17 protein-coding genes and 1 tRNA gene are annotated in these 19,248 nt (G+C 73.1%); 9 read left to right on the forward strand and 9 right to left on the reverse strand.

Annotated features, from left to right (window positions below; genetic code table 11):
* Positions 1-148: 148 nt before the first annotated feature.
* Positions 149-958, reverse strand: a complete 810-nt coding sequence (locus tag ACZ5WC_RS04865; protein WP_468539512.1) for an enoyl-CoA hydratase/isomerase family protein — start codon at positions 956-958, stop codon at positions 149-151.
* The gene (locus ACZ5WC_RS04870) at positions 955-3,183 is read right to left on the reverse strand and encodes an acetate--CoA ligase family protein (RefSeq protein WP_468539513.1); all 2,229 of its coding nucleotides are present in this window, start codon (positions 3,181-3,183) and stop codon (positions 955-957) included. The genes ACZ5WC_RS04865 and ACZ5WC_RS04870 overlap by 4 nt, the downstream gene beginning before the upstream one ends.
* Before the next feature lie 242 nt (positions 3,184-3,425).
* On the opposite strand from ACZ5WC_RS04870, the gene ACZ5WC_RS04875 reads away from it, so the two are divergent.
* A tRNA-Met gene (locus tag ACZ5WC_RS04875) sits at positions 3,426-3,499 on the forward strand.
* A 152-nt stretch (positions 3,500-3,651) separates the two neighbouring features.
* Positions 3,652-4,533, forward strand: coding sequence for an NAD(P)H-binding protein (locus ACZ5WC_RS04880; protein WP_468539514.1), 882 nt, complete (start codon positions 3,652-3,654; stop codon positions 4,531-4,533).
* Between the two features lie 285 nt (positions 4,534-4,818).
* Here the strand turns inward: ACZ5WC_RS04880 and ACZ5WC_RS04885 are convergent, their stop codons facing one another.
* The 3 genes from ACZ5WC_RS04885 to ACZ5WC_RS04895 all read right to left on the reverse strand — a co-directional run bounded on the left by ACZ5WC_RS04885 (position 4,819) and on the right by ACZ5WC_RS04895 (position 7,658).
* On the reverse strand, positions 4,819-5,784 hold the full coding sequence (locus ACZ5WC_RS04885; protein WP_468539515.1) for an AraC family transcriptional regulator: 966 nt from the start codon (positions 5,782-5,784) through the stop codon (positions 4,819-4,821).
* 73 nt (positions 5,785-5,857) lie between these two features.
* Entirely contained in the window at positions 5,858-6,211 is a 354-nt protein-coding gene (locus tag ACZ5WC_RS04890) for a VOC family protein (protein WP_468539516.1), read from the reverse strand.
* Positions 6,212-6,461: 250 nt separating this feature from the next.
* Positions 6,462-7,658, reverse strand: coding sequence for a flavin-containing monooxygenase (locus ACZ5WC_RS04895; RefSeq protein ID WP_468539517.1), 1,197 nt, complete (start codon positions 7,656-7,658; stop codon positions 6,462-6,464).
* Positions 7,659-7,892: 234 nt separating this feature from the next.
* On the opposite strand from ACZ5WC_RS04895, the gene ACZ5WC_RS04900 reads away from it, so the two are divergent.
* The 4 genes from ACZ5WC_RS04900 (at position 7,893) to ACZ5WC_RS04915 (ending at position 13,072) form a co-directional block, all read left to right on the forward strand.
* Complete coding sequence (locus ACZ5WC_RS04900) at positions 7,893-8,345, forward strand: DoxX family protein (RefSeq protein ID WP_468539518.1); 453 nt, start codon at positions 7,893-7,895, stop codon at positions 8,343-8,345.
* On the forward strand, positions 8,342-8,785 hold the full coding sequence (locus ACZ5WC_RS04905; RefSeq protein WP_468539519.1) for a Zn-ribbon domain-containing OB-fold protein: 444 nt from the start codon (positions 8,342-8,344) through the stop codon (positions 8,783-8,785). Before ACZ5WC_RS04900 ends, ACZ5WC_RS04905 begins: the two co-directional genes overlap by 4 nt.
* Before the next feature lie 142 nt (positions 8,786-8,927).
* Positions 8,928-12,404 (forward strand): CHAT domain-containing protein, encoded by a 3,477-nt coding sequence (locus tag ACZ5WC_RS04910; protein ID WP_468539520.1) that lies wholly within the window; start codon positions 8,928-8,930, stop codon positions 12,402-12,404.
* Positions 12,401-13,072: a hypothetical protein gene (locus ACZ5WC_RS04915; RefSeq protein ID WP_468539521.1), complete on the forward strand. Its 672-nt coding sequence runs from the start codon at positions 12,401-12,403 to the stop codon at positions 13,070-13,072. Before ACZ5WC_RS04910 ends, ACZ5WC_RS04915 begins: the two co-directional genes overlap by 4 nt.
* Before the next feature lie 43 nt (positions 13,073-13,115).
* Here the strand turns inward: ACZ5WC_RS04915 and ACZ5WC_RS04920 are convergent, their stop codons facing one another.
* Positions 13,116-13,535: a hypothetical protein gene (locus ACZ5WC_RS04920; RefSeq protein ID WP_468539522.1), complete on the reverse strand. Its 420-nt coding sequence runs from the start codon at positions 13,533-13,535 to the stop codon at positions 13,116-13,118.
* An 84-nt stretch (positions 13,536-13,619) separates the two neighbouring features.
* On the opposite strand from ACZ5WC_RS04920, the gene ACZ5WC_RS04925 reads away from it, so the two are divergent.
* Positions 13,620-14,435, forward strand: coding sequence for a Scr1 family TA system antitoxin-like transcriptional regulator (locus ACZ5WC_RS04925; protein WP_468539523.1), 816 nt, complete (start codon positions 13,620-13,622; stop codon positions 14,433-14,435).
* Positions 14,432-14,683 carry a DUF397 domain-containing protein gene (locus ACZ5WC_RS04930; protein ID WP_468539524.1) on the forward strand — a complete coding sequence of 84 codons (252 nt, stop codon included), beginning with the start codon at positions 14,432-14,434 and terminating at the stop codon, positions 14,681-14,683. Before ACZ5WC_RS04925 ends, ACZ5WC_RS04930 begins: the two co-directional genes overlap by 4 nt.
* Positions 14,684-14,727: 44 nt before the next feature.
* Here ACZ5WC_RS04930 and ACZ5WC_RS04935 read toward each other — a convergent pair whose 3' ends face one another.
* Entirely contained in the window at positions 14,728-15,981 is a 1,254-nt protein-coding gene (locus tag ACZ5WC_RS04935; RefSeq protein WP_468539525.1) for a cytochrome P450, read from the reverse strand.
* 420 nt (positions 15,982-16,401) lie between these two features.
* Between ACZ5WC_RS04935 and ACZ5WC_RS04940 the strand changes: the two genes are divergently transcribed.
* Positions 16,402-17,619, forward strand: a complete 1,218-nt coding sequence (locus ACZ5WC_RS04940) for a cytochrome P450 family protein (protein WP_468539526.1) — start codon at positions 16,402-16,404, stop codon at positions 17,617-17,619.
* 43 nt (positions 17,620-17,662) lie between these two features.
* Here ACZ5WC_RS04940 and pspAB read toward each other — a convergent pair whose 3' ends face one another.
* Positions 17,663-18,256: a PspA-associated protein PspAB gene (pspAB, locus tag ACZ5WC_RS04945; RefSeq protein WP_468539527.1), complete on the reverse strand. Its 594-nt coding sequence runs from the start codon at positions 18,254-18,256 to the stop codon at positions 17,663-17,665.
* Positions 18,257-18,288: 32 nt separating this feature from the next.
* Entirely contained in the window at positions 18,289-19,197 is a 909-nt protein-coding gene (gene htpX / locus ACZ5WC_RS04950; RefSeq protein WP_468539528.1) for a zinc metalloprotease HtpX, read from the reverse strand.
* Between the last annotated feature and the right edge of the window lie 51 nt (positions 19,198-19,248).

Genomic DNA, 19,248 nt, shown 5'->3' on the forward strand with positions numbered 1-19,248 from the left:
CATCACACCGCCCATTAGAACTGACGGATCGTCAGATGTGAACCCGTGTGAACCCGTGTGAACCCGTCTCGACCCGTCTCGACCCGGGCGGGCATGGTTGACGGGCTCGTTCGGTTCACGTCCTGCCGGGCGTCACGGCGGCCCGCCCTCAGTACCCCCGGTACTCCGGCGCCCGCCGCTCGACGAAGGAGGCCACGCCCTCGTTGGCGTCGCGCGTGGTCATGTTGATCTCCTGGGCCGCGGCCTCGGCCGCGAACGCGGTGGCCCGGTCGCTGTCCAGGGAGGCGTTCACCAGCTGCTTGGCCAGGGCGAGGGCCCGGGTGGGCCCCTCGGCCAGCCGCCCCGCCCACTCCTTGGCCAGGGCCTCCAGCTCCCCTGCCGGTACGGTCCGGTTGACCAACCCCATCCGCTCGGCGTCCGCCGCGCCGAGCGCGTCCCCGAAGAACATCAGCTCCTTCGCCCGCTGCGGCCCCACCAGCCGGGGCAGCAGATACGTGCCGCCGCCGTCCGGGACGAGCCCCCGGCGTACGAAGACCTCGATGAACTTCGCCGTGTCGGCCGCCAGGACCAGATCGCAGGCGAATGCCAGATGCGCGCCGATCCCGGCCGCCGTCCCGTTGACTGCGGCGATCACCGGCTTCTCGCAGTCCAGTACGGCGGCGATGAGCCGCTGCGCGCCGAGCCGGATGGTCCGGGCGACGTCGCCCGGGACGCGCTCCCGGCTGGTGGCCGGCGCGCCCCGCAGGTCGGCGCCCGCGCAGAAGCCGCGCCCGGTGCCGGTGAGGACGACGGCCCGCACGGCGGGGTCGGCGGAGGCGTCGGCGAGCAGGGCGATGACGCGTTCGCGCTGATCCCAGGTGACGGCGTTCATGGCCTCGGGCCGGTTGAGCGTGATCCAGGAGACGCCGCCGTCGAGGGCGTGGAGGACGGTCGCGTCCGCCTCCGTGCCCCCGCTCACCGGCACACCGCCAGCGCGTCCAGGGCCACCGCGCCCTGGCCGCGGCCCAGTACCACCAGCGGATTGATGTCCAGCTCGGTCAGGTCGTCGCCCAGCTCCAGGGCCATCCGCTGGACCCGCAGCACCACCTCGACGAGCGCGTCCACGTCCACCGGGGCCCCGCCGCGCACCCCCTCCAGGAGCGCCCGGCCGCGCAGCTCGCCCAGCATGTCCCGGGCGTCCCGCTCGCCGAACGGCGGCACCCGGACCGCCGCGTCGTGAAGCACCTCCACCAGGACCCCGCCGAGCCCCACGGTGACCGTCGGGCCGAAGAGGGCGTCGTGCGTGACGCCGACCATCATCTCGACGCCCCGGTCGATCATCTGGCAGACCAGGATGCCGTCCAGGTCCACCGATTCGTACCGGGCGATGTCGGTCAGTTCCCGGTAGGCGTCCCGGACCTGGCTGGCGGAGGTGAGGCCGACCTTCAGCAGGCCCAGTTCCGTCTTGTGGGCGAGCCGGGGCCCGGAGGCCTTCATCACCACCGGGTAGCCGACCGGCCCGGCGGCCCGTACGGCGGCCGCGGCGCTGGTCACCAGCTGCTCGCGCGGCACACGGATCCCGTACGCGCGCAGCAGCTGCTTCGCCGCGTGCTCGCTGAGCTGCTGCCCCGGGCGCAGCAGGCCCTGCGCCTTGCGGAAGGAGGGCGACGGGGTGCGCGGGGCGTCCTCGAAGGGGGAGTCGTAGCGGGCGGCGAAGCGGTGGTGGTCGAGGTAGGCCTTCACAGCGGTCACGCAGTTGCGCGACGTACGGAAGGTGGCGAGCCGGGAGGAGCCCAGCAGCGTGGTGCGGTAGGCGTCCTCGGTGCCGACGGGCGAGCCCCAGATCACGCAGATCAGCTTGTCGGTGGCTTCCGCCGCGTCCGCCAGGTCCTGGGCGAGCCGGTCGCTCATCGGGGGGAAGGGGCCGGTGATCGGACAGATCAGCACCCCGACGGACGGTTCGGCGAGAATCGCGTCGATGATCTTCCGGCCGCGCCAGTCGCCGACCGGGTGGCCGCCGTTGTCGATGGGGTTGGCGACGTTCAGGTAGCCCGGTATCCAGGTGCGCAGCTCGTCCTGCTTGGCCCGGGAGAGGGCGGGCAGCGAGAGCCCTGCCGCCGTCGCCAGGTCCGCGAAGTGGGCGCCGGTGCCGCCGGAGATCGAGTACACCGCGACGCCCTCGGCTCGCGGCGGCCGGGCGCGGGCCAGCAGGGCCGCGGTGTCCTGGAGCTCGTCGAGCCCGTCCACCCGGATCACCCCGAACTGCCGCATCGCCGCGTCCACCACCTGGTCCGCCCCGGTCAGCTTCCCGGTGTGCGAGGCGGCGGCCTCGGCCCCGGTCTCCGTACGGCCCACCTTCACCGCGACGACCGGGACCTTGGCGCGGGCGGCCCGGTCGGCGGCGAGCAGAAAGGACCGGCCGTCCTTGAGCCCCTCGACGTAACAGGCGATGGCCCCCACCTCGGGGAGCTGGGCGAAGTACGCGAGGAAGTCGGCGGCCTCCAGATCGGCCTCGTTGCCCGTAGGGGCCCAGTGCGAGAGCCGGATGCCCAGCTCCTGGAGGGCGTACAGCGGGCGGCCCTGGTGTCCGGACTGGGTGATCAGGGCGATGGCCGGGCCCTCCAGGTCGTCCCGGAACCTCTCGAAGGCGTTGAGGTTGGTGTTCGGCCCGAGCAGCCGCAGCCCGGACCGCTCCACGGCCGCTGCCAGCCGGGCCTGGGCCACCGCGCCCGCCTCCCCGGTCTCCGCGAACCCGGAGGCGAAGGCGATCGCGAAAGGCACCTTGGCCTCGGCCAGCTCGTCGATCACCGGGAGCGGGTCCGCGACCAGCAGGACCGCCAGGTCGACGGGTTCGGGCAGCTCGGCGACGGAGGGGAAGCAGGCGGTGCCGAAGACGGCTTTCCGGGCCGGGTGCACCGGGTGCAGCCGCGCCCCGACGCGTTCGGCCCAGGCGATGAGCTGCCGGGTGATGCCGGTGTTGGGGCGCCCTTCGGCGTCCGAGGCCCCGACGACGGCCACCGAGCGGGGCCGGAAGAAGCGGTCCAGGTCGGGTACGGCCAGGTGCAGCGGCCGCCCGCTGACATCGAGCCCGCCCTGCCGCGTGGCCGTCGGCAGACTGACGACCGAGGCGTGCGGCTCCTCGCCGCAGGCCACCACCCGGGCGCGGAAGTCGGTGGTGAGGGTGCCGTGAGTCGATCCAAGCATCGTTCCGCCCACTCCTGCTCGATGGCCCGCCGGGGGAGGGGCGGGGCCGGCCGGTTAGCTGACACTCTGTCAGGTTACTGAACTGACGCTTCGTCAGGAATGGGTGTGCAGGCAAAGGCTCACACGGCGTGTGCGGGCGACGGCTCGCATGGTCCGTGCGGGTAAAAGGTTCACGTGGTCCGTGCGGGCGAAGGCTCGTGGTCACGGAGGGGTAATCCGTGGCGTAAGGTGGTGTTCACCGACGCGGGGTGGAGCAGCTCGGTAGCTCGCTGGGCTCATAACCCAGAGGTCGCAGGTTCAAATCCTGTCCCCGCTACTGATGAAGACGACCGAGGCCCGGATCCCCAGGATCCGGGCCTCGGTCGTGCCCGCTCCCTTCCCGGTGCCCCCGGCCCTGCCGGACGCTCGGACATCCTTCGCGGACGCTGGCCCATGGGCGGTCGGCCGCGCCCGGCGCACGCTTGATCCATGACATCCCAGACGCCCCAGACACCCGAAACATCCGAGACGCAGGGCCCCGTGCTCGTGGTCGGCGGTACCGGCAAGACCGGCCGCAGGGTCGTGGCCCGCCTCCGCGAGCGGGGTGTGGAGACCAGGGCGGCCTCGCGGTCCGGCGACACCCCCTTCGACTGGCAGGACCGCGCCACCTGGCAGGCGGCCCTAGCCGGGGCCGCCGCCGTCTACATCGTCCCGCAGGACGCCTCCCCCTCCCCGACACCGGCCTTCGTCGAACAGGCCGTCGCGAGCGGGGTGCGGCGCATCGTCCTGCTCTCGGCCCGGGGTACCGGCACGCCCGGCTACTTCGGCCCCGGTCATGACGACGGCGGCCCGCACGGCGAGGGCGAGCGGGCGGTCCGGGCCTCCGGAGTGCCCTGGACGATCCTGCGGCCGGGATGGTTCGCCCAGAACTTCAACGAGGGTGCCTTCCTCGGCGGCGTACGCGGCGGGACGCTGGCCCTGCCCACCGGGGACGGCCGGGCGGCGTTCGTCGACGCTGACGACATCGCGGACGTGGCCGTGGCCGCGCTCACCGAGGACGGCCACACGGGCGAGGTGTACGAGCTGTCCGGCCGACGGGCGCTCAGCATCGCGGAGGCCCTGGACGAGATCGCCAAGGAGACCGGGGTGCGCGCCACCCACGTCACCATCGACGAGTCCACCTTCCGGGACGGGTTGCTGTCCCAGGGCGTGCCGGAGGTCGAGGCCGAGCTCTGGACCGTCGTGCTGAGGCCGATCGCCGCGAGCCGGGAGGCCCCGGTCCTGGACGGCGTACGACGGGCGCTGGGCCGGGAGCCGCGCGACTTCACCGACTTCGTCCGGGACGCGGCGGCGAAGGGGTCGTGGGCCTGAGCCCTGGGACGGCCTGACATCGGGACGGCCTGGCATCGGGACGGCCTGACATCGGGACGGCCTGGCATCGGGGCGGCCCGGGGGCTCGGGTGGGCCTGACACGAGGCCCACCCGGGCCCATCCTGCTTCGCCCCGTCCTGCTTCGCCCCGTCCTGCTTCGCCCCGTCCTGCTTCGCCCCGTCCTGCTTCGCCCCGTCCTGCTTCGCCCCGTCCCGCTTCGCTCTGTCCCGCCTGGGCGCGGGGCCCGGCCTCATCCAGCCCCACCCGGGCGTGGGACCCCCGGCCTCACCCCACCGCCTCGGACGCCACCGCCTCCCGCCGGTACGCGCTCGGGCTCTCGCCGCGCAGCCGTTTGAACGCCGCGCTGAAGCCGAAGGCGTCTGCGTAGCCGACCCGCCGGGCGACCGCCGCGACGGTCAGCTCGGGCCGGGTCAGCAGGTCGGCGGCGAGGGTCATCCGCCACTCGGTCAGATACGCCACCGGCCCGTCCCCGACGAGCTCCGTGAACCGCTTGGCCAGGGTCGTCCGCGAGACCCCCGCCCGGCTCGCCAGCTCCGCCGTCGTCCAGGGGTGCGCCGGGTCCTCGTGCATCGCCCGCAGGGCCGGGCCCGCCACCTCGTCGCCGAGTGCGCCGTACCAGCCCGGCGGATCGGCCTCGGGCCGGTCGAACCAGTCCCGCAGCGTACACACGAGCATCCAGTCCAGGAGCCGGTCGAGGACGATCTGGTCCCCCGGCCGCCTGCCGCCCATCCGCGCCCCCAAGTAGTCGCGCAGGGGTGAGCAGTCCTCGTCGTCGGAGACGACGAGGGCGGGCGGGAGCGCTCGCAGGAGCCGCTGCGGGACTTCCGTCCGTACGTCGTAGGTGGCGACCAGCAGGACGGTGGGGGAGTCGAGTTCGGGGTCACCGCCCGGAGCGTCGGCCATGTCCTGCCCCCGCCTCCAGTGCACCTCCCGCACGCGCTCGCCCGATCCGGAACCGGGCCCGGAACCGCGCCCCGGCCCCGTACCGTTCGCCGGCTCATCGGTGAAGACGAACGGTGCCGGCCCCCGTACGATCGCGGCGTCACCGGCCTCCACCCGCAGCGGCTCGCCGCCCTCGGGCACGATCCACCCCGCCCCCCGCAGCGGCATGCACATGGTCAGATAGGCCCCGTCGGTGAACCGCAGCGACCACGGCGGCCACAGCATCGACCGGCCGAACACCGCCCCCTTGCCCCGCACACCCTGCAACAGCTCGTCGAACACGTCCATGGCGCTCACGATAGGCAGAACACCGGCGAAGGCCGGGCGCTTCCCGGAGGGACGCCGCCGTGCGGCACCTCTGTCAGCGGTGACTCAGCACATTGACCACCCGGCCGTTCGGGTCCCGGACGAAGAACCGCCGTACGCCCCACTGCTCGTCCTGGAGCGGGTGGAGGATCTCCGCGCCGCTCTCCCGCACGAGGGCGTAGGCCGCGTCCACATCGTCCACCTCGACGCTCAGGTCGGGGACGACCGGCGCGGTCAGGTCGTGGGTCATGAAGCTGACCTGCTCCTGCGGACGGGATGCCGCCGCGACGGTCGTGATCCAGCCGAGATTCATGACCTCCTCGAAGCCGAGCAGTCCGTAGAACTCCCGGCTCTCCTGCACGGCCTCCTGACGGATCCGGATGTTGGGCACGACACGGCGGACGGACATCATCGACTCCTCGGAAGAAGGGCCTGCACCAGGTCGGCCTGACCGCCGATGACTTCGAGCGCGATCGGCGTCGGCTCCTCGTACGCACGGTAGTACCCGGTCCGGACCGTACCGTTCGCCCGCTGCCGGGGTGTCGTGGATGCGTTCAGCGAGTCAGCGGAGCGGTACGCCGACCTCGTCCACGGTCACTTCACCGACATCGCTCACGCGGCGCACCGTGCTCGCAGGCTCCGGGCGGTCCACTCACTCCTCAGCGCGACGCCCGCGCCACCCTCTTGGCGATCTTCTCGGCGTCCAGGGCCAGTTCGCGGAGCGTCCCGCTGATCGGGTTGGTGAAGCCGGTGAAGTAGAGGCCCGGGGTCTGCTTCGGGGAGCGGGCGCCGTGGGTGAGCGGGCGGCCCCGGGCGTCCAGGACGTCCAGGTGGCCGAGTAGGGGCTCCAGGGCGCGGTCGTAGCCGGTCGCGGCGATGACGGTGTCCGGGGTGAGGCGGGTGCCGTCGGCCAGGACCACCGTGTCCTTGTCGAACGAGTCGACCGTGGCGACGGGTGCCACCGCACCGGTCCTCACCGCGTCGATCAGGCCCACGTCCTGGACCGGGATCGCGCCTTGCCGGGCCCGGGAGTACAGACCCGTCTCGGGGCGCGGGAGGCCGTGGGCGGTCAGGTCGGGCACGGTGATCCGGGCCAGTACGGCCCCCGCCCGGTCGACGAGCCACACCGGCAGCCGACGGACCAGGACGCCGGTGGCCTGGGCGGGCCAGCCCGCGGTGGAGCGGCGCACGATGTGCGGGGGCGTGCGGACCGCGATGCGCACCCGGGACGCACCGCCCTCCGCCAGGTCCGCCGCTATCTCCGCGCCCGTGTTGCCGATGCCGACGACCAGGACGTCCCGGTCCGCGTACGGGGCGGGGTTCCGGTACCGCGCCGCGTGCAGCAGCTCGCCCGTGAACGTGTCGCGGCCCGGCCAGTCGGGGATGCGCGGGGTGTGGTTGTAGCCGGTGGCCACGACGACCGCGCGGCCCCGCAGGACCCGGCCGCCGGTCGCGGTGAGCTGCCAGTCGCCGGAGCCGCCGGGGGCCCGGTCGACACGGGTCACCTCGACGCCCGTCACCACCTCCAGCTCGTGGTGTTCGGCGTACTTCTCCAGGTACCGCACCAGGTCGTCCCGGCCGACCCACCGCCCGAACCCGCGCGGTATCCGCAGACCCGGCAGCGCCGACCAGCGGCGGGTGGTGTGCAGGTGCAGCCGGTCGTAGTGGCCCCGCCAGGCCGCGCCCACCCGGTCCGATTTCTCCAGGATCACCGCCCGTACGCCCCGTGCGCGGAGCGCCGCGGCGACGGCGAGGCCTCCGGGGCCACCGCCGATGACGTAGACCGGCCGGTCGTCCGTACGGTCGGTGAGGGCGACGGCGTCGTGGCTGCCTGCGATGGACGGGCTGTTGGGCATGGTTCGGAGCGTAATCGCCTGCTCTGTTGATGGGTCTCGGTCAAGAGGGAAATCGATTGCGAATTGATCACGGGTGGGTGGAGGGGCGCGCGCGAACGGCAGGCGGCTTCGGCGACGAATCGCGACTGTTCGCGGAAGAGGTGCGGCGAGTGTCCGTGAGTACGCACCCCTTGCGCCGGGCGCCCCGCATCCGTTGAACTGACGTACCGTCAGGAACTAGCGACCGGAGGCCCGATGCGGACGATCTGGCTCAGCGGTGCGGAATGGCTCGCCGTCCTGCGCATAGGCCTCGGCCTGTGGTGGCTGGAGAGCTGGCGGCACAAGGACAAGAAGGGCTGGTTCGAACGCGGTACGGGCATCGCCTGGGCGGCGGACGTCGCGGGCAAGCACCGCTGGGGCGTCGTGCGCACGGGCTTCCGGCGGATCGTCGCGCCGCACCCGAAGCTCATGGCGTACGTCGTCGTCTACGCCGAACTGGCCATCGGGCTGGGCCTGGTGACCGGGTTCCTGACCCCGGTCGCCCTGATTGCCGGGCTCCTCCTCAACCTCCTCTACCTGGTCCTGATGATCCACGACTGGGCCGAGCAGGGGCAGAACGCGATGATGGCGCTGATCTCGCTGGTGGCCCTGTTCGCGATGGCCTGGCAGACGTGGTCGCTGGACGCGGCGTTCGGGCTGTTCCTGTGAGCCCGGGGACGCCCCCGGGGCGCGCGGCGGCCCCCCGCTTCGACCTCCCGGAGCCTGACGTCTTCACCCGCCCCTACTGGGACGCGGCGGCGAAAGGACACCTGCTCCTGCGGCGCTGCGGCGCGTGCGGCCGGGCGCATCACTACCCGCGTGAGTTCTGCCCGTACTGCTGGAGCGAGGACGTGACGTGGGAGCGCGCGAGCGGGGACGCGAGCCTCTACACGTGGTCCGTGGTCCACCGCAACGACCTGCCGCCGTTCGGCGGGCGCGTGCCGTACGTCGCCGCCGTCGTCGACCTCGCAGAGGGGCCCCGGATGATGACGGAGATCGTGGAGTGCGAGCCCGCCGGCCTCCGCATCGGGATGCGGGTGACGGTCACGTTCCGTGGTGCGGGGGAGGGCGGCGGGGAGGCCGTGGCGGTCTTCCGGCCCTGCGGCTGACAGGCCCGCGACGTCCGGGAGGGGCCGGGGCGTCCGGGAGGGGCCGGGGTGGCCTGATTCCCGCCCGGAAACGGCCTGTCCGCGTTCGCCACCTGTGGAAGGGTGGTGCCGGGGCCATGATCCGCGGGTACGAGGGGGCGGCGTGCGACGGTCGGGGGATGTCACGGGCTGGGCGTTCCTGGCGGAACTGGACGGAGCCCGGCACGCCGGGCTGGCGGTGGGGCAGGCGGGGCTCAGCCCGTTCACCGGGGCCGGTGCCGGCGGAAGCCTGTTCACCCGGGCGTATGCGCGAGGGCTGGCCGCGCTCACCTCGCTGGACGAACTGCCTTTCGCGGCCCCCGTCGACGCACGGTGGTGCGTCCACCGGGACGCGGCCGGCGACGTCGCCGTCTTCGGCCCCGGCGGCCTGGAGCTCGCGTACGACCTCGGCCTGGACCTGCCGCCCGGCTGGCTGGAAACGGCTGCCGGTGCCGGATCGCTCGTCCTGGTGGTGTCCCACGTGCTGCCGGCCGCGGGCGACATGGTCGCCGTGCTGACCGACGAGACGCGGCGGGGCATGGTCTGCGCGGGCCGGGTGCGGTTCGGCCCGCCCGGCCACGCGGCGGCCGGTCCGCCCACCGTCACCTACGTCCTCGACCCGGTGTCCGTCCTGCTGGAGCTGGCGCTCCATGTCAAGGACCGGGTGCTGTCGCTCGGCACGGCCAAGCTGCGGGCCCGTGAAATGGAACGGACGCGGGGCGGACTGGAGCGGGAGCTGGAGGAAGCGCACGGGCTGACCGCCGAAGCGATGCTGCACGCGCTGACCGCGGAGGCGTCCCGGAGTCAGGAAGCGCCCGCCGATGTCCTGCACCTCTACTGGCGGCTGGTGGCCGAGGTCGCCGAGGAATGCGGGGCGGAGTCCACCTGGCGGGAGGTGGCGCTGCGTACGGTCGAGAGTGCGGCGCCGGTTCTCGCGGAGCGGAGCGACCGCTCGGTGTTCGAGGAGACCGACGCGGTGGCGGGCCGCCTGATCGCGGAGCTGGGGGGATCCCCGGGCCTGGCCGCTGCCCTCCTGGCCGCGGCCAGGCTGCGTCTGGCGGTACTGGGGCCGGAGGACCGGGGCGGCGACCTGTACGCCGGTGAGGAGCGGACCGTACGGGCCGCCCAGCTCGCCGCGGACCTGTACCGCTCTCCGCCGCACCGGCCGTGGTCCGGCGAGGGGCGGCCGTTGTGGTTCGACGCGCGGCTGCGTGTGGAGGCAGGCCAACTGCTGTTACGGGCGGCCGAGTCGGACGGCCGGGAGAGCGGTCCGGGCAGTGCGTTGCGTCCGGTGATCCTGGCCGCGCTGGCCCAGGTGCTCGCGGAGGACGGCGGCGTGGACCAGGAGACCGCGCGGGCCGCGTTCGCCGCGCTGTACGAGGCGCCCGGGACCGCTCCGCCGGACCTGCTGCTCTTCCTGCTCCGGTCGCTGCCCGACGCGCCCGGCGCGCTCGTCGACGTCGTACGCGAGAACGTGTTCGGCTCGGACGTGCCCGCCTTCCTCGCCGCACACGGCGGTGCCGCCGCCGCCCGCACCGTCGACCAGGGCGTCAATCTCGCCCGGGAACGCGCCGACCGGCCGCTGCTGCGTGCCGCACTGGACTGGGCCGACAGCTTCTCCTCCGTCCGGGGTCCGGCGCACCGCCGGCAGCTGACGGAGGCGCGGCTGCACGCACTGCCCGGCGACCCCACCGACTGCCCCGGCCCCGGCCCGCTCCCGGAGTCCTTTCCGGCGGACTGGCCCGCGGCGCAGCGCTCCGCCGCACTGCTGCACACGGCCGCCCACGCCCGCGACCGGCGGCAGCCCGCGCTGGGCGTCGCCCTCCTGCGGCAGGCGGAACCGGGAGACGGCGCGGGGGTGAGGCTGCTGACGGCGGACCTCTACCGGCTGGCCGTGGAGCGGGGCGAGCCGGTGGCCGGGCGGGTCCCGTTCCCGTGGGGGCACTCCACGTACGCCGCGCTCTCCTACGCCTCGCTGAACCAGCAGGAACTGGCCCAGGCCTGCCTGCTGCCCGTCCTCCACGACCTACCGCGGCTGCGTGGCGACGACCTCAGGAACGCCGTGCACGCGATCATCGTGGACGTCCCGAACTTCGACACCAGCGGTGCCCCCGCGCTCGGCGAGGTGCTGCGCGACCTCGTCCACGCCGCCCTGTGGCAACTCACCGTCGAGATCGAGACGATGCCGGTGGAGCTGATGCTCGGCCTCCACCAGGCGGGCAAGGGGCCGGAGGCGGGCGCGTGGCGCCGGATCGACGGCCCGGTCTCCCGGCCCGCGCATATCGAGAACTACGTCGGGAAACTCCGTGCCCTGGAGAGCCCTACCGCCGTCGGCGGTGCGACGGCGAACCTGCTCGACGTGCTGGACGCGGACCACCACCCCGGTGAAGCCGGCGACGACCGCGAGGAGTTCGCCCGTAACCTGCGCCGGCGCATCTCCTCGTTCATCGACGACGAACTGCGCGCACGCTCGGCGGCGTTCGTGGACGACGAGCGCCTGTGGGCGCGCACCGGAGAACTGCTCGACGACCGCACGGTCCTGCTCACCTGGTTCCTGCCCACCGCGGTGAACGGCGCGGCCGTCCTGCTCGCCGTCACCCGCGAGGGCAGCGCGATCACCGTGCAGCTCGGCGACCCCGACGACGACGGCGGACCGGAGGGCGCCGAAGCGTACGCCGACCGGCATCCCGTCGCCGACCTCGTCGAGGCGGTCCGGACGGAGGTCGAACGCGACCCGCTCTTCGGCGATGTGACACCGGAGGGCCGCAGGCTGCTGACGGGGCACGAACTGCCGCTCGCCGACGGTGACCAGTGGGCCGCGTGGCGCGCCCGGGGCAAGGACCGTCTCCTGCTCTGGCCGCACGGCGCACTGCACTACCTGCCGGTCGCGCTGTGCGCCGCCGGTGACCGCATGGTCGCCGACGACTGGACGGTCATCACCGTCGCCGGCCTCGAAGCACTCCTGCCCGCCGCCGGCCCCGCACGCCCCCGCCGCACAGCGGTGCTCGCCTCCGCGGCCGGTGGCGTCCCCTACGGTCTGTCCGCCGAGCCCGCGCTGGAGGAGCACGCCCGGACGGTCGCCGCCGCGGTCGGTGCGAACGCGCTGACAGGTCCGGCCGCCACCCGCGCCGGACTGCTCGCCGAACTCGCCACGGCCGACGTGGTCCACCTCGCCGTCCACGGCACGATGGACCAGGACGCACCGTGGCTGCACTGCCTCTACCTCACGCCGGACGATGACGACGACGGCCGGCTCTTCGCCCACGACTTCCTCGAACTCGACCTGAGCGGCGTCCGCCTGGTCACGCTCGCCGCCTGCGAGTCGGCGCTGGGCCGCTTCGACCGGGCGGACAACGTGCGCGGCGTCCCGGCGGCGCTGATCACCGCCGGTGTGCAGGCCGTCGTCGGCTGCCTGTGGGCCGTCCGCCCCGAACCGGCCGCGTACTTCTACCATCGACTGCACCTGCGGGCCGGGCCGGCCGACGACCCCGAGCAGGCGTTCCGCGAAGCACAGATCGCCACCCGGGCCCGGTACCCCGCATACCGTGACTGGGGAGCGTTCACCTATCTTCTGGGCCGGAGCAAGGGAGCCGAAGCATGACCGAGGTCCAGCTGCACGACGTCGCCCTCGTGCCGGAGCGCACGCTCGGCGCCCCGGCCGGCGACGGAGCGCTGCGCGGCCGGCTCACCTTCGGCTGGGACCTGCTGCCCGCCGGCCACGGGAGCGCCCCCGCCGACTGGCTCGCCCAGGTCCGTGGCACGCCCGAACGGGAGTACCGTCACCTGCTGCTGGTGTGCTCCTTCCGCCCGGAGACCCCGCAGGCGCCGGGCGCGTTCCGGCACGCCTCCCTGGCGGTCGCCCTCGCCACCCCCGACCCCGCCGTACGGCCCGTCGCCCGGCTCATCGACCCGGGCGTACGCACCCGCCCGGCGGAGGCCGGACCCGGCACCGGACTCAGCTTCACGGTCAGTACCGGCATCGTGGACGTGGGCGTCGAGCGGCAGCCGGAGGCGGGCCCCGGCCGGGAGGAGTGGATCGTGCGCGGCCACGGGGCGTCCCAGCCGGACCCGCAGTGGGAGTTCCGACGCCTGCGCCGCGTGCCGCTGGTCGGCGATCACCCGGTGGCCGCCCTGGTGGAGCTCGTCCCCGGTGCGGTGAACACGGCCGAGGTGCTGGTCGCCGCCGAGCTGGAGCACCGCAGCTGGGGCATCCGCCGCTACCGGGCCCGCCTGGGGCCCGCGTCCCACGGCATCACGCTGAGCCCTTGAACCCTCTCCACCCGCCCGCCTGCACGCCGCCGCCCACCCGCGCTCACCCGTGCTCCTCCTCCGCCGCCGGGGCCAACTGGGCCAGCACCAGCCCGTGCAGCAGTTCCGCGTCCACGAACTCGTCCTCCTCCGGCGCCCCCCACCGCCAGCTCAGCGGGTACGTGTTGCCGTCCGGGGCGGGGATGCCCACCCACTGGTCGCGCGCGGCCGGCCCGAAGCACGTCGCGCCCGGCGGCCAGTCGTACCCGTCGCTCGACCCCGGCGGGATCAGGAAGTACGTCCACCGCGCCCCCGCCATCTCCCGCACCACCGGGCCCGGCTCGCCCTCCGTCAGGGTGGCCAGATGCTGGAGCACGGCCTCGCCCCGGACGCCCCGGAGCCGGATGGCGTCGAAGTAGATACCGGAGAGGTGCAGTTGATGCCCGGCGACGGGTACCCATTCGGGGAGTTTCTTGCTCGTCATGGCTACGAGCATTCCGCCGACTGCGTAGCGTGACCAGCAGGACACGGTCCACATCGACGTGATGTGGGGAGGGTGGTGACGGCTGTGGGGACGAGTGGTGAGCTGACGCACGGACGGCGGCTGGTGGGAGAGCTGGTCCGTATCCACCGGGTGCGGGCCGGACATACGCAGAAGACGGCGGCGGATGTGCTGCTGATCTCGGAATCCCTGATGGGAGCGGTCGAGCGGGCGGAACGCATTCCCTCACGGGGCCTGCTGATGGACGCCGAGCGGGCGTTCGGGGCGGGCGGGGCGCTGGAGGCGTGCTGCGAGCTGGTGGACGAGGAGAAGTACCCGCCGAAGTTCCTGGACTGGGCGAGACTGGAACGGCTCGCGCGGGTCATCAGCGCGTACGAGACGATGCTGATCCCGGGCCTGCTCCAGACCGAGGCGTACGCGTACGCGCTGTACCGGTCACGCGTACCGGCGTACTCCGAGGCCGAGATCGTCCGGCACGTCGAAGCGCGGCTGGAACGGCAGGCGGTGCTGACCCGGAAGCCACCGCCGCGTATCGGGTACGTCATCGAGGAGTCGGTCCTGGAGCGGACGCTGGGCGGGCCGGAGGTGCTGAAGGAGCAGTTGCGGCATGTGCTGGACTGCATCGAGCGGTTCAACCACCTGACGGTCCAGGTGATGCCGTCGGACCAGCACACGCACGCCGGGTTGAACGGGCCCATGCAGCTGATGTCCACTGCGGAAGGGCGCAATCTGCTGTTCGCGGAGGCGCAGGGCGGCGGTAGGTTGATCTCGAAGCCGGAGCAGGTGAGCGATCAGCTCGACCTCTTCGGCATCCTGCGGGCCCAGGCGCTCAACCCCTGGAAGTCGGCGGAGATCATCGAGACGAAGGTGAGACAACTGTGAGCCACGGACCCGGACTGACCTGGTTCAAGTCCAGCTACAGCGGCAATACGGGCGAAGCCTGCATCGAAGTCGCCTACGACTGGCACAAGTCCAGCTACAGCAACAACGAGGGCGAAGCCTGCGTGGAGGTCGCCACCTGCCCCCACACCGTCCACGTCCGCGACTCCAAGGTCACCGACGGCCCCACCTTCGCCGTCGCCCCGGCCGCCTGGAACGCGTTCCTGGAGCACGCCACCGTCAACGGCTGAGCCTCAACGGCCGAGCTCGACGGCCGAGCCGGGGTCGATACGCCTCAGCGGGGCCGCAGCCCCAGGGTGAGGCCGGCCGGGAGCAGCGTCGTCCGTACATCCGGGAGGGGGTCCATGCGCTCCACGGTGAAGCGGAACCGGGCCACGAGGGTGGACAGGACGGTCGCCAGCTCCAGGTCCGCCAGCGCCTTGCCGACGCACCAGCGGCTGCCGATCCCGTACGGGAGGTACTCCCCGGCGGCCGGCTGGAGCGACGCCCAGCGGTGCGGGCGGAACGCCGAGGGGTCGGTGAAGACCGGTGCGGTGCGGTGCACGACGTACGGCGAGATCATGACCGCCGCGTCGGCCGGAAGGCTCCAGTCGCCGCAGGTCTGCGGGCCGTTGGCCGTGCGCAGGATCAGCCAGTTGGGCGGCCACAGGCGCAGCGACTCGGCGATCGTCCAGCGCAGGATGTCCGGGGTGGTGGCGCCGCCGCCCGGGTCCACGGCGGCCGCGCACTCCTCGGCCACGTCCGGCTCGCGGGCCAGCGCCACCAGAGCCCAGGTGACGGCGGCCGCCGGGACCCGGTAGGAGGCGAGGCCGTTGGAGACGAGCATGCGGACCGTCGCCTCGCCGTCCAGGCCGGCGGCGGCCAGCGACGCGACGAGTCCGCCCTCGCCCGGCCCGTCGAGCGCCCGGCGCAGCTCCTCCTCAAGCTTCTTCTGCGCGCTGACCGACCGGCGGTAGCGGGGCAGGAAGCGGCGTACGGCGGGCGGGAAGTGGAAGGGGCTGCTGATCAGCGGGGTGAGCGAGTTCAGCAGGTCGCCGGTGCGTGCGGCGGCGGCCCCGGCGTCGCGGGTGCCGAAGCAGAACCGGGCGAAGGAGCGGGCGGAAAGCTGCTCCAGCTCCGCGACGGGGTCGGTGACCGAGGAGCGGGCCTGCCAACGGTCGCACAGTCGGCCGGTCTCTTCCGCCAGCCAGCCCCGGTGGGCCTCCAGCGCCGGGGGAGACATGCCCTTCTGGGTGGCGCGCCGACCCCGCATCCACGCTTCGGTGGCCGGGTCGCCGCGCACACCGCTGACCTCGTCGCGCCGGATGTTGCCGGTGACGAGGAAGTCGGTGTTCGTGCGCCGGAGTACGTCGTGGACGGCGGCCGGGTCGTTGACGAGGACGGTGCCCTCGGTCAGTTCCACCACCGGGCCGTGCCGCTCGACCGAGGCCAGGAGATGGCCGAGGCGGTCCTTCTCGTACTGCTCCATCAGCCCGGCCTGCGTCGTGCCCGTACGGACCGGAGGGCGGGGCATGGTCTGTTCGGTCAACGGGACACCCCTGGGTCGGAGAACGGCCCGGCCCCGACAGGCGGGGCCAGGCCGTCGTCGGGACTGAGGCTACGGGATCCAGGGGTAGGCCCCGGCGGCTCCCTTGGTCGTGAAGCCGAACTTGCTCGCAGCCTTGTAAAGAATGCGCTTAGCCATCAGACACCTCCTCATACATGGGGAACATCGACGGTGTGACCACCGTCGTCAGCGGTAGGAAACATGACCCAATGTGGCGTCGTATAAACAGAGTTGCAGGAAAAATTTCGGCAACTCACTGTTACGGCAGGAAGTTCGGCGGGCTAGTGTGGCCGGACGAACCGCTGGGCTCACGGGCCGGACCACCGCCACGACTCACTCGACTCAACGACTCACTCGACTCAACGACTCACATGACTCACTCGACTCATCAGGGGAGCTGTTGTGACGGACCCGGCCGCGGTCGATCTCCTCGACATCGATCCCGCCTTCGGGTCCGATCCCTACCCCGCCTACGCCGTGCTGCGGGCCCGCGGGCCCGTCCACGAGATCCGCGGGGGCGGCGAGGAGCGGTTCTGGCTCGTCGTCGGCCATGACGCCTGCCGGGAAGCGCTCACCGACCCCCGGCTCAGCCGGGACTGGCGGCGCAACGGCCATCTGGCCACCGCTCTCGACGCGCCGCCCGCCACGGACGGCCCCGGCAACGCCCACATGCTGCTGAGCGACCCGCCGGACCACACCCGGCTGCGGCGGCTGGCCGCCCGCGCGTTCACCCCGCGCCGCGTCGCCGCTCTCGCCCCGCGCATCCAGGAAGTCACCGACGGGCTGGTGAGCGACATGCTCGCCGCCGAGGACCGCCGGGCCGATCTGGTGGACGCGCTCGCCTACCCGCTCAGGATCACCGTCATCTGTGAGCTGCTCGGCATTCCGGATCTGGACCGGGGTGCCTTCCGGCAGTGGTCCGACGAGATCACCGCGCCCACCGGTGCCGAGGCGTCGCGGGCCGCGCAGGCGGCGGCGGTGCCGTATCTCGACGGGCTGATCGCCGCCAAGCGGGAGGCGCCGGGCGACGACCTGCTCAGCGACCTGATCCACACGGTCGACGAGGGCGGGGACCGGATGAGCGAGGACGAACTGCTCTCGATGGCTCTCCTGCTGCTCCTGGCGGGGCACGAGTCCACGGTGAACTTCATCTGCAAGGGCGTCCGCGCGCTCTTCGCCCACCCCGAGCAGTTCGCTCTGCTCCGCGGCGACTTGGACGGCCTCGTGGCGGGGGCGGTGGAGGAGATGCTGCGCTACGACGCCCCGGTGGAGACCGCACCGCCCCGGGTGGCCGTCGAGCCGGTGGAGATCGGCGGCCGGGTCGTCCCCGCGGGCGCCGTGGTCCTGATCGCGCTGGCCGACGCGGGCCGGGACCCGGCCCGCGTCGCTTCCCCGGCCCGCTTCGACATCCGCCGTACGGCAGCCGGGGACCGGGGGCATCTGGCGTTCGGCCACGGCGTCCACCACTGCCTGGGCGCACCGCTGGCCCGCCTCGAAGGGCGCATCGTCTTCCGCACCCTGCTCGGCCGCTGCCCGGCGCTCGCCCCGGACGGGGCTCCGGGGGACCGGATGTCGGGGCTGCTCGTTCGCGGAGAACGGAAGGTTCCGGTCCGGTGGTGAGGTGCCGGAGTGCCGACGCGGGCCTCATGACCCGGCGCGGGCCTCACAGCCCCGGCGCACCCCACACCGGGAACCACCGCGACAGGTCCTTCTCCACCCGGAGGTCGTCGCCGAGGGCTCCCCGCACCTGGAGTTCCAGTTGGTTGTCCCGCTTCTCGGCACCGCCGGGGAGCGGGGCGAACGGATAGAACGTGCCGCGCTTGTAGAGGTACACGAGCGCCAGCGACCGGCCCCCGGCGCCCTCCGCGTCCCGGAAGCCGATCAGCGAGCAGAGCAGGTGCGGGCCGAAGCCCCCGTCCTGGAGCAGGGTGTTCACCGCGTGCAGGTCGTTGACCAGGGCGGCGGTGTCGTCGGCCGGGTGTTCGGCGAGCAGCCAGGTGTAGCCGTACGGGTCCCGGCTGAACTCCACCGGGATGCCCCCGCGCTGCGTATCCGCGTCCAGCAGCTCCCGTACGTCCTCCTGGAGCCGGGCGAAACCGCCGCCCTCCACGCCCGCGAAGCAGACCGAGCCCCGGCCGGTCGGGGAGAAGCCGGTGGCGGCCTGGAGGGTGAGGGCGGCGGAGGGGACGGCGAAGAGCTGGTCCAGGTCGGGGCGGACGGGTTTGCTGCGGCCGAGGATCGCGTCGAGCAGGCCCACGGGCGTGACTCCTTCAGTCGTCGACCCGGCGCTCAGCGGGACAGGTCGGTGGAGATGCGGGACAGCTGGTCCAGGCGCTGTTCCAGGGTCGGGTGGGAGGAGAACAGCCGGCCCAGGCTCTCCTTCGCGGAGAACGCCGGGACGAAGTAGAAGGCGTTGTACGGCTCCGCCTTGCGCAGGTCCTCGGTCGGGATGCGGGCCATCTGCCCGCTGACCTTCGTCAGGGCGGAGGCGAGGGCGGAGGGGCGGCCGGTGAGGAGGGCGGCGGCGCGGTCGGCGGACAGTTCCCGGTAGCGGGAGAGCAGCCGGGTCAGCAGGAAGCTGATCGCGTACACGACGGCGCTGATCAGCGGGATGAGCAGGAGCAGGATGCCCGCCGGGTCGTTGCCCGGACGGCTGCGCGCGAACCCGCCCCACAGGGCGATGCGGGTGATGATGCCCGCCAGTACGCCGAGGAACGAGGCGATCGTCATGACGGCGACGTCCCGGTGCGCGACGTGCGACATCTCGTGGGCGAGGACGCCCTCCAGCTCCTCCGGTTCCAGGCGGCGCAGCAGGCCCGTCGTCGCGCAGACCAGGGCCGTCTTCTCGCTGCGGCCGGTGGCGAACGCGTTCGGTACGTCGCTCTCGGCGATGGCCACCCTGGGCTTCGGCATGTCCGCCAGCGCGCAGATCCGGTCGATGGTGCCGTGCAGCTCGGGGGCCTGTTCGGGGGTGACCTCGCGGGCGCCCATGCCGAACGCGGCGATGCGGTCGCTGAACCAGAACTGGGCGATGAACAGGCCGCCCGTGATGATCAGGATGATCGGCCAGGAGCCGCGCAGGGCCGCGAGGAGCACGCCCACGAAGACCACGTACAGCAGGCCGATCAGGAACATGGTCGTGACCATGCGACCGGTCAGACCCCGGTCCGGGGCGTAACGGGAACGGGCTCGTGGCATCGGTGCCTCCCAACAGCTCACCTCTCACCTGTCTCCATAGTGCCCCTTTCC

The organism is Streptomyces sp. NPDC033165, from assembly GCF_055577965.1.

Coding starts and splice junctions, on each gene's coding strand:
- ACZ5WC_RS04870 (WP_468539513.1), bottom strand. CDS start 3,183: ATGCTTGGATCGACTCACGGCACCCTCACCACCGACTTCCGCGCCCGG.
- ACZ5WC_RS04880 (WP_468539514.1), top strand. CDS start 3,652: ATGACATCCCAGACGCCCCAGACACCCGAAACATCCGAGACGCAGGGC.
- ACZ5WC_RS04885 (WP_468539515.1), bottom strand. CDS start 5,784: ATGGACGTGTTCGACGAGCTGTTGCAGGGTGTGCGGGGCAAGGGGGCG.
- ACZ5WC_RS04890 (WP_468539516.1), bottom strand. CDS start 6,211: ATGTCCGTCCGCCGTGTCGTGCCCAACATCCGGATCCGTCAGGAGGCC.
- ACZ5WC_RS04895 (WP_468539517.1), bottom strand. CDS start 7,658: ATGCCCAACAGCCCGTCCATCGCAGGCAGCCACGACGCCGTCGCCCTC.
- ACZ5WC_RS04900 (WP_468539518.1), top strand. CDS start 7,893: ATGCGGACGATCTGGCTCAGCGGTGCGGAATGGCTCGCCGTCCTGCGC.
- ACZ5WC_RS04915 (WP_468539521.1), top strand. CDS start 12,401: ATGACCGAGGTCCAGCTGCACGACGTCGCCCTCGTGCCGGAGCGCACG.
- ACZ5WC_RS04920 (WP_468539522.1), bottom strand. CDS start 13,535: ATGACGAGCAAGAAACTCCCCGAATGGGTACCCGTCGCCGGGCATCAA.
- htpX (WP_468539528.1), bottom strand. CDS start 19,197: ATGCCACGAGCCCGTTCCCGTTACGCCCCGGACCGGGGTCTGACCGGT.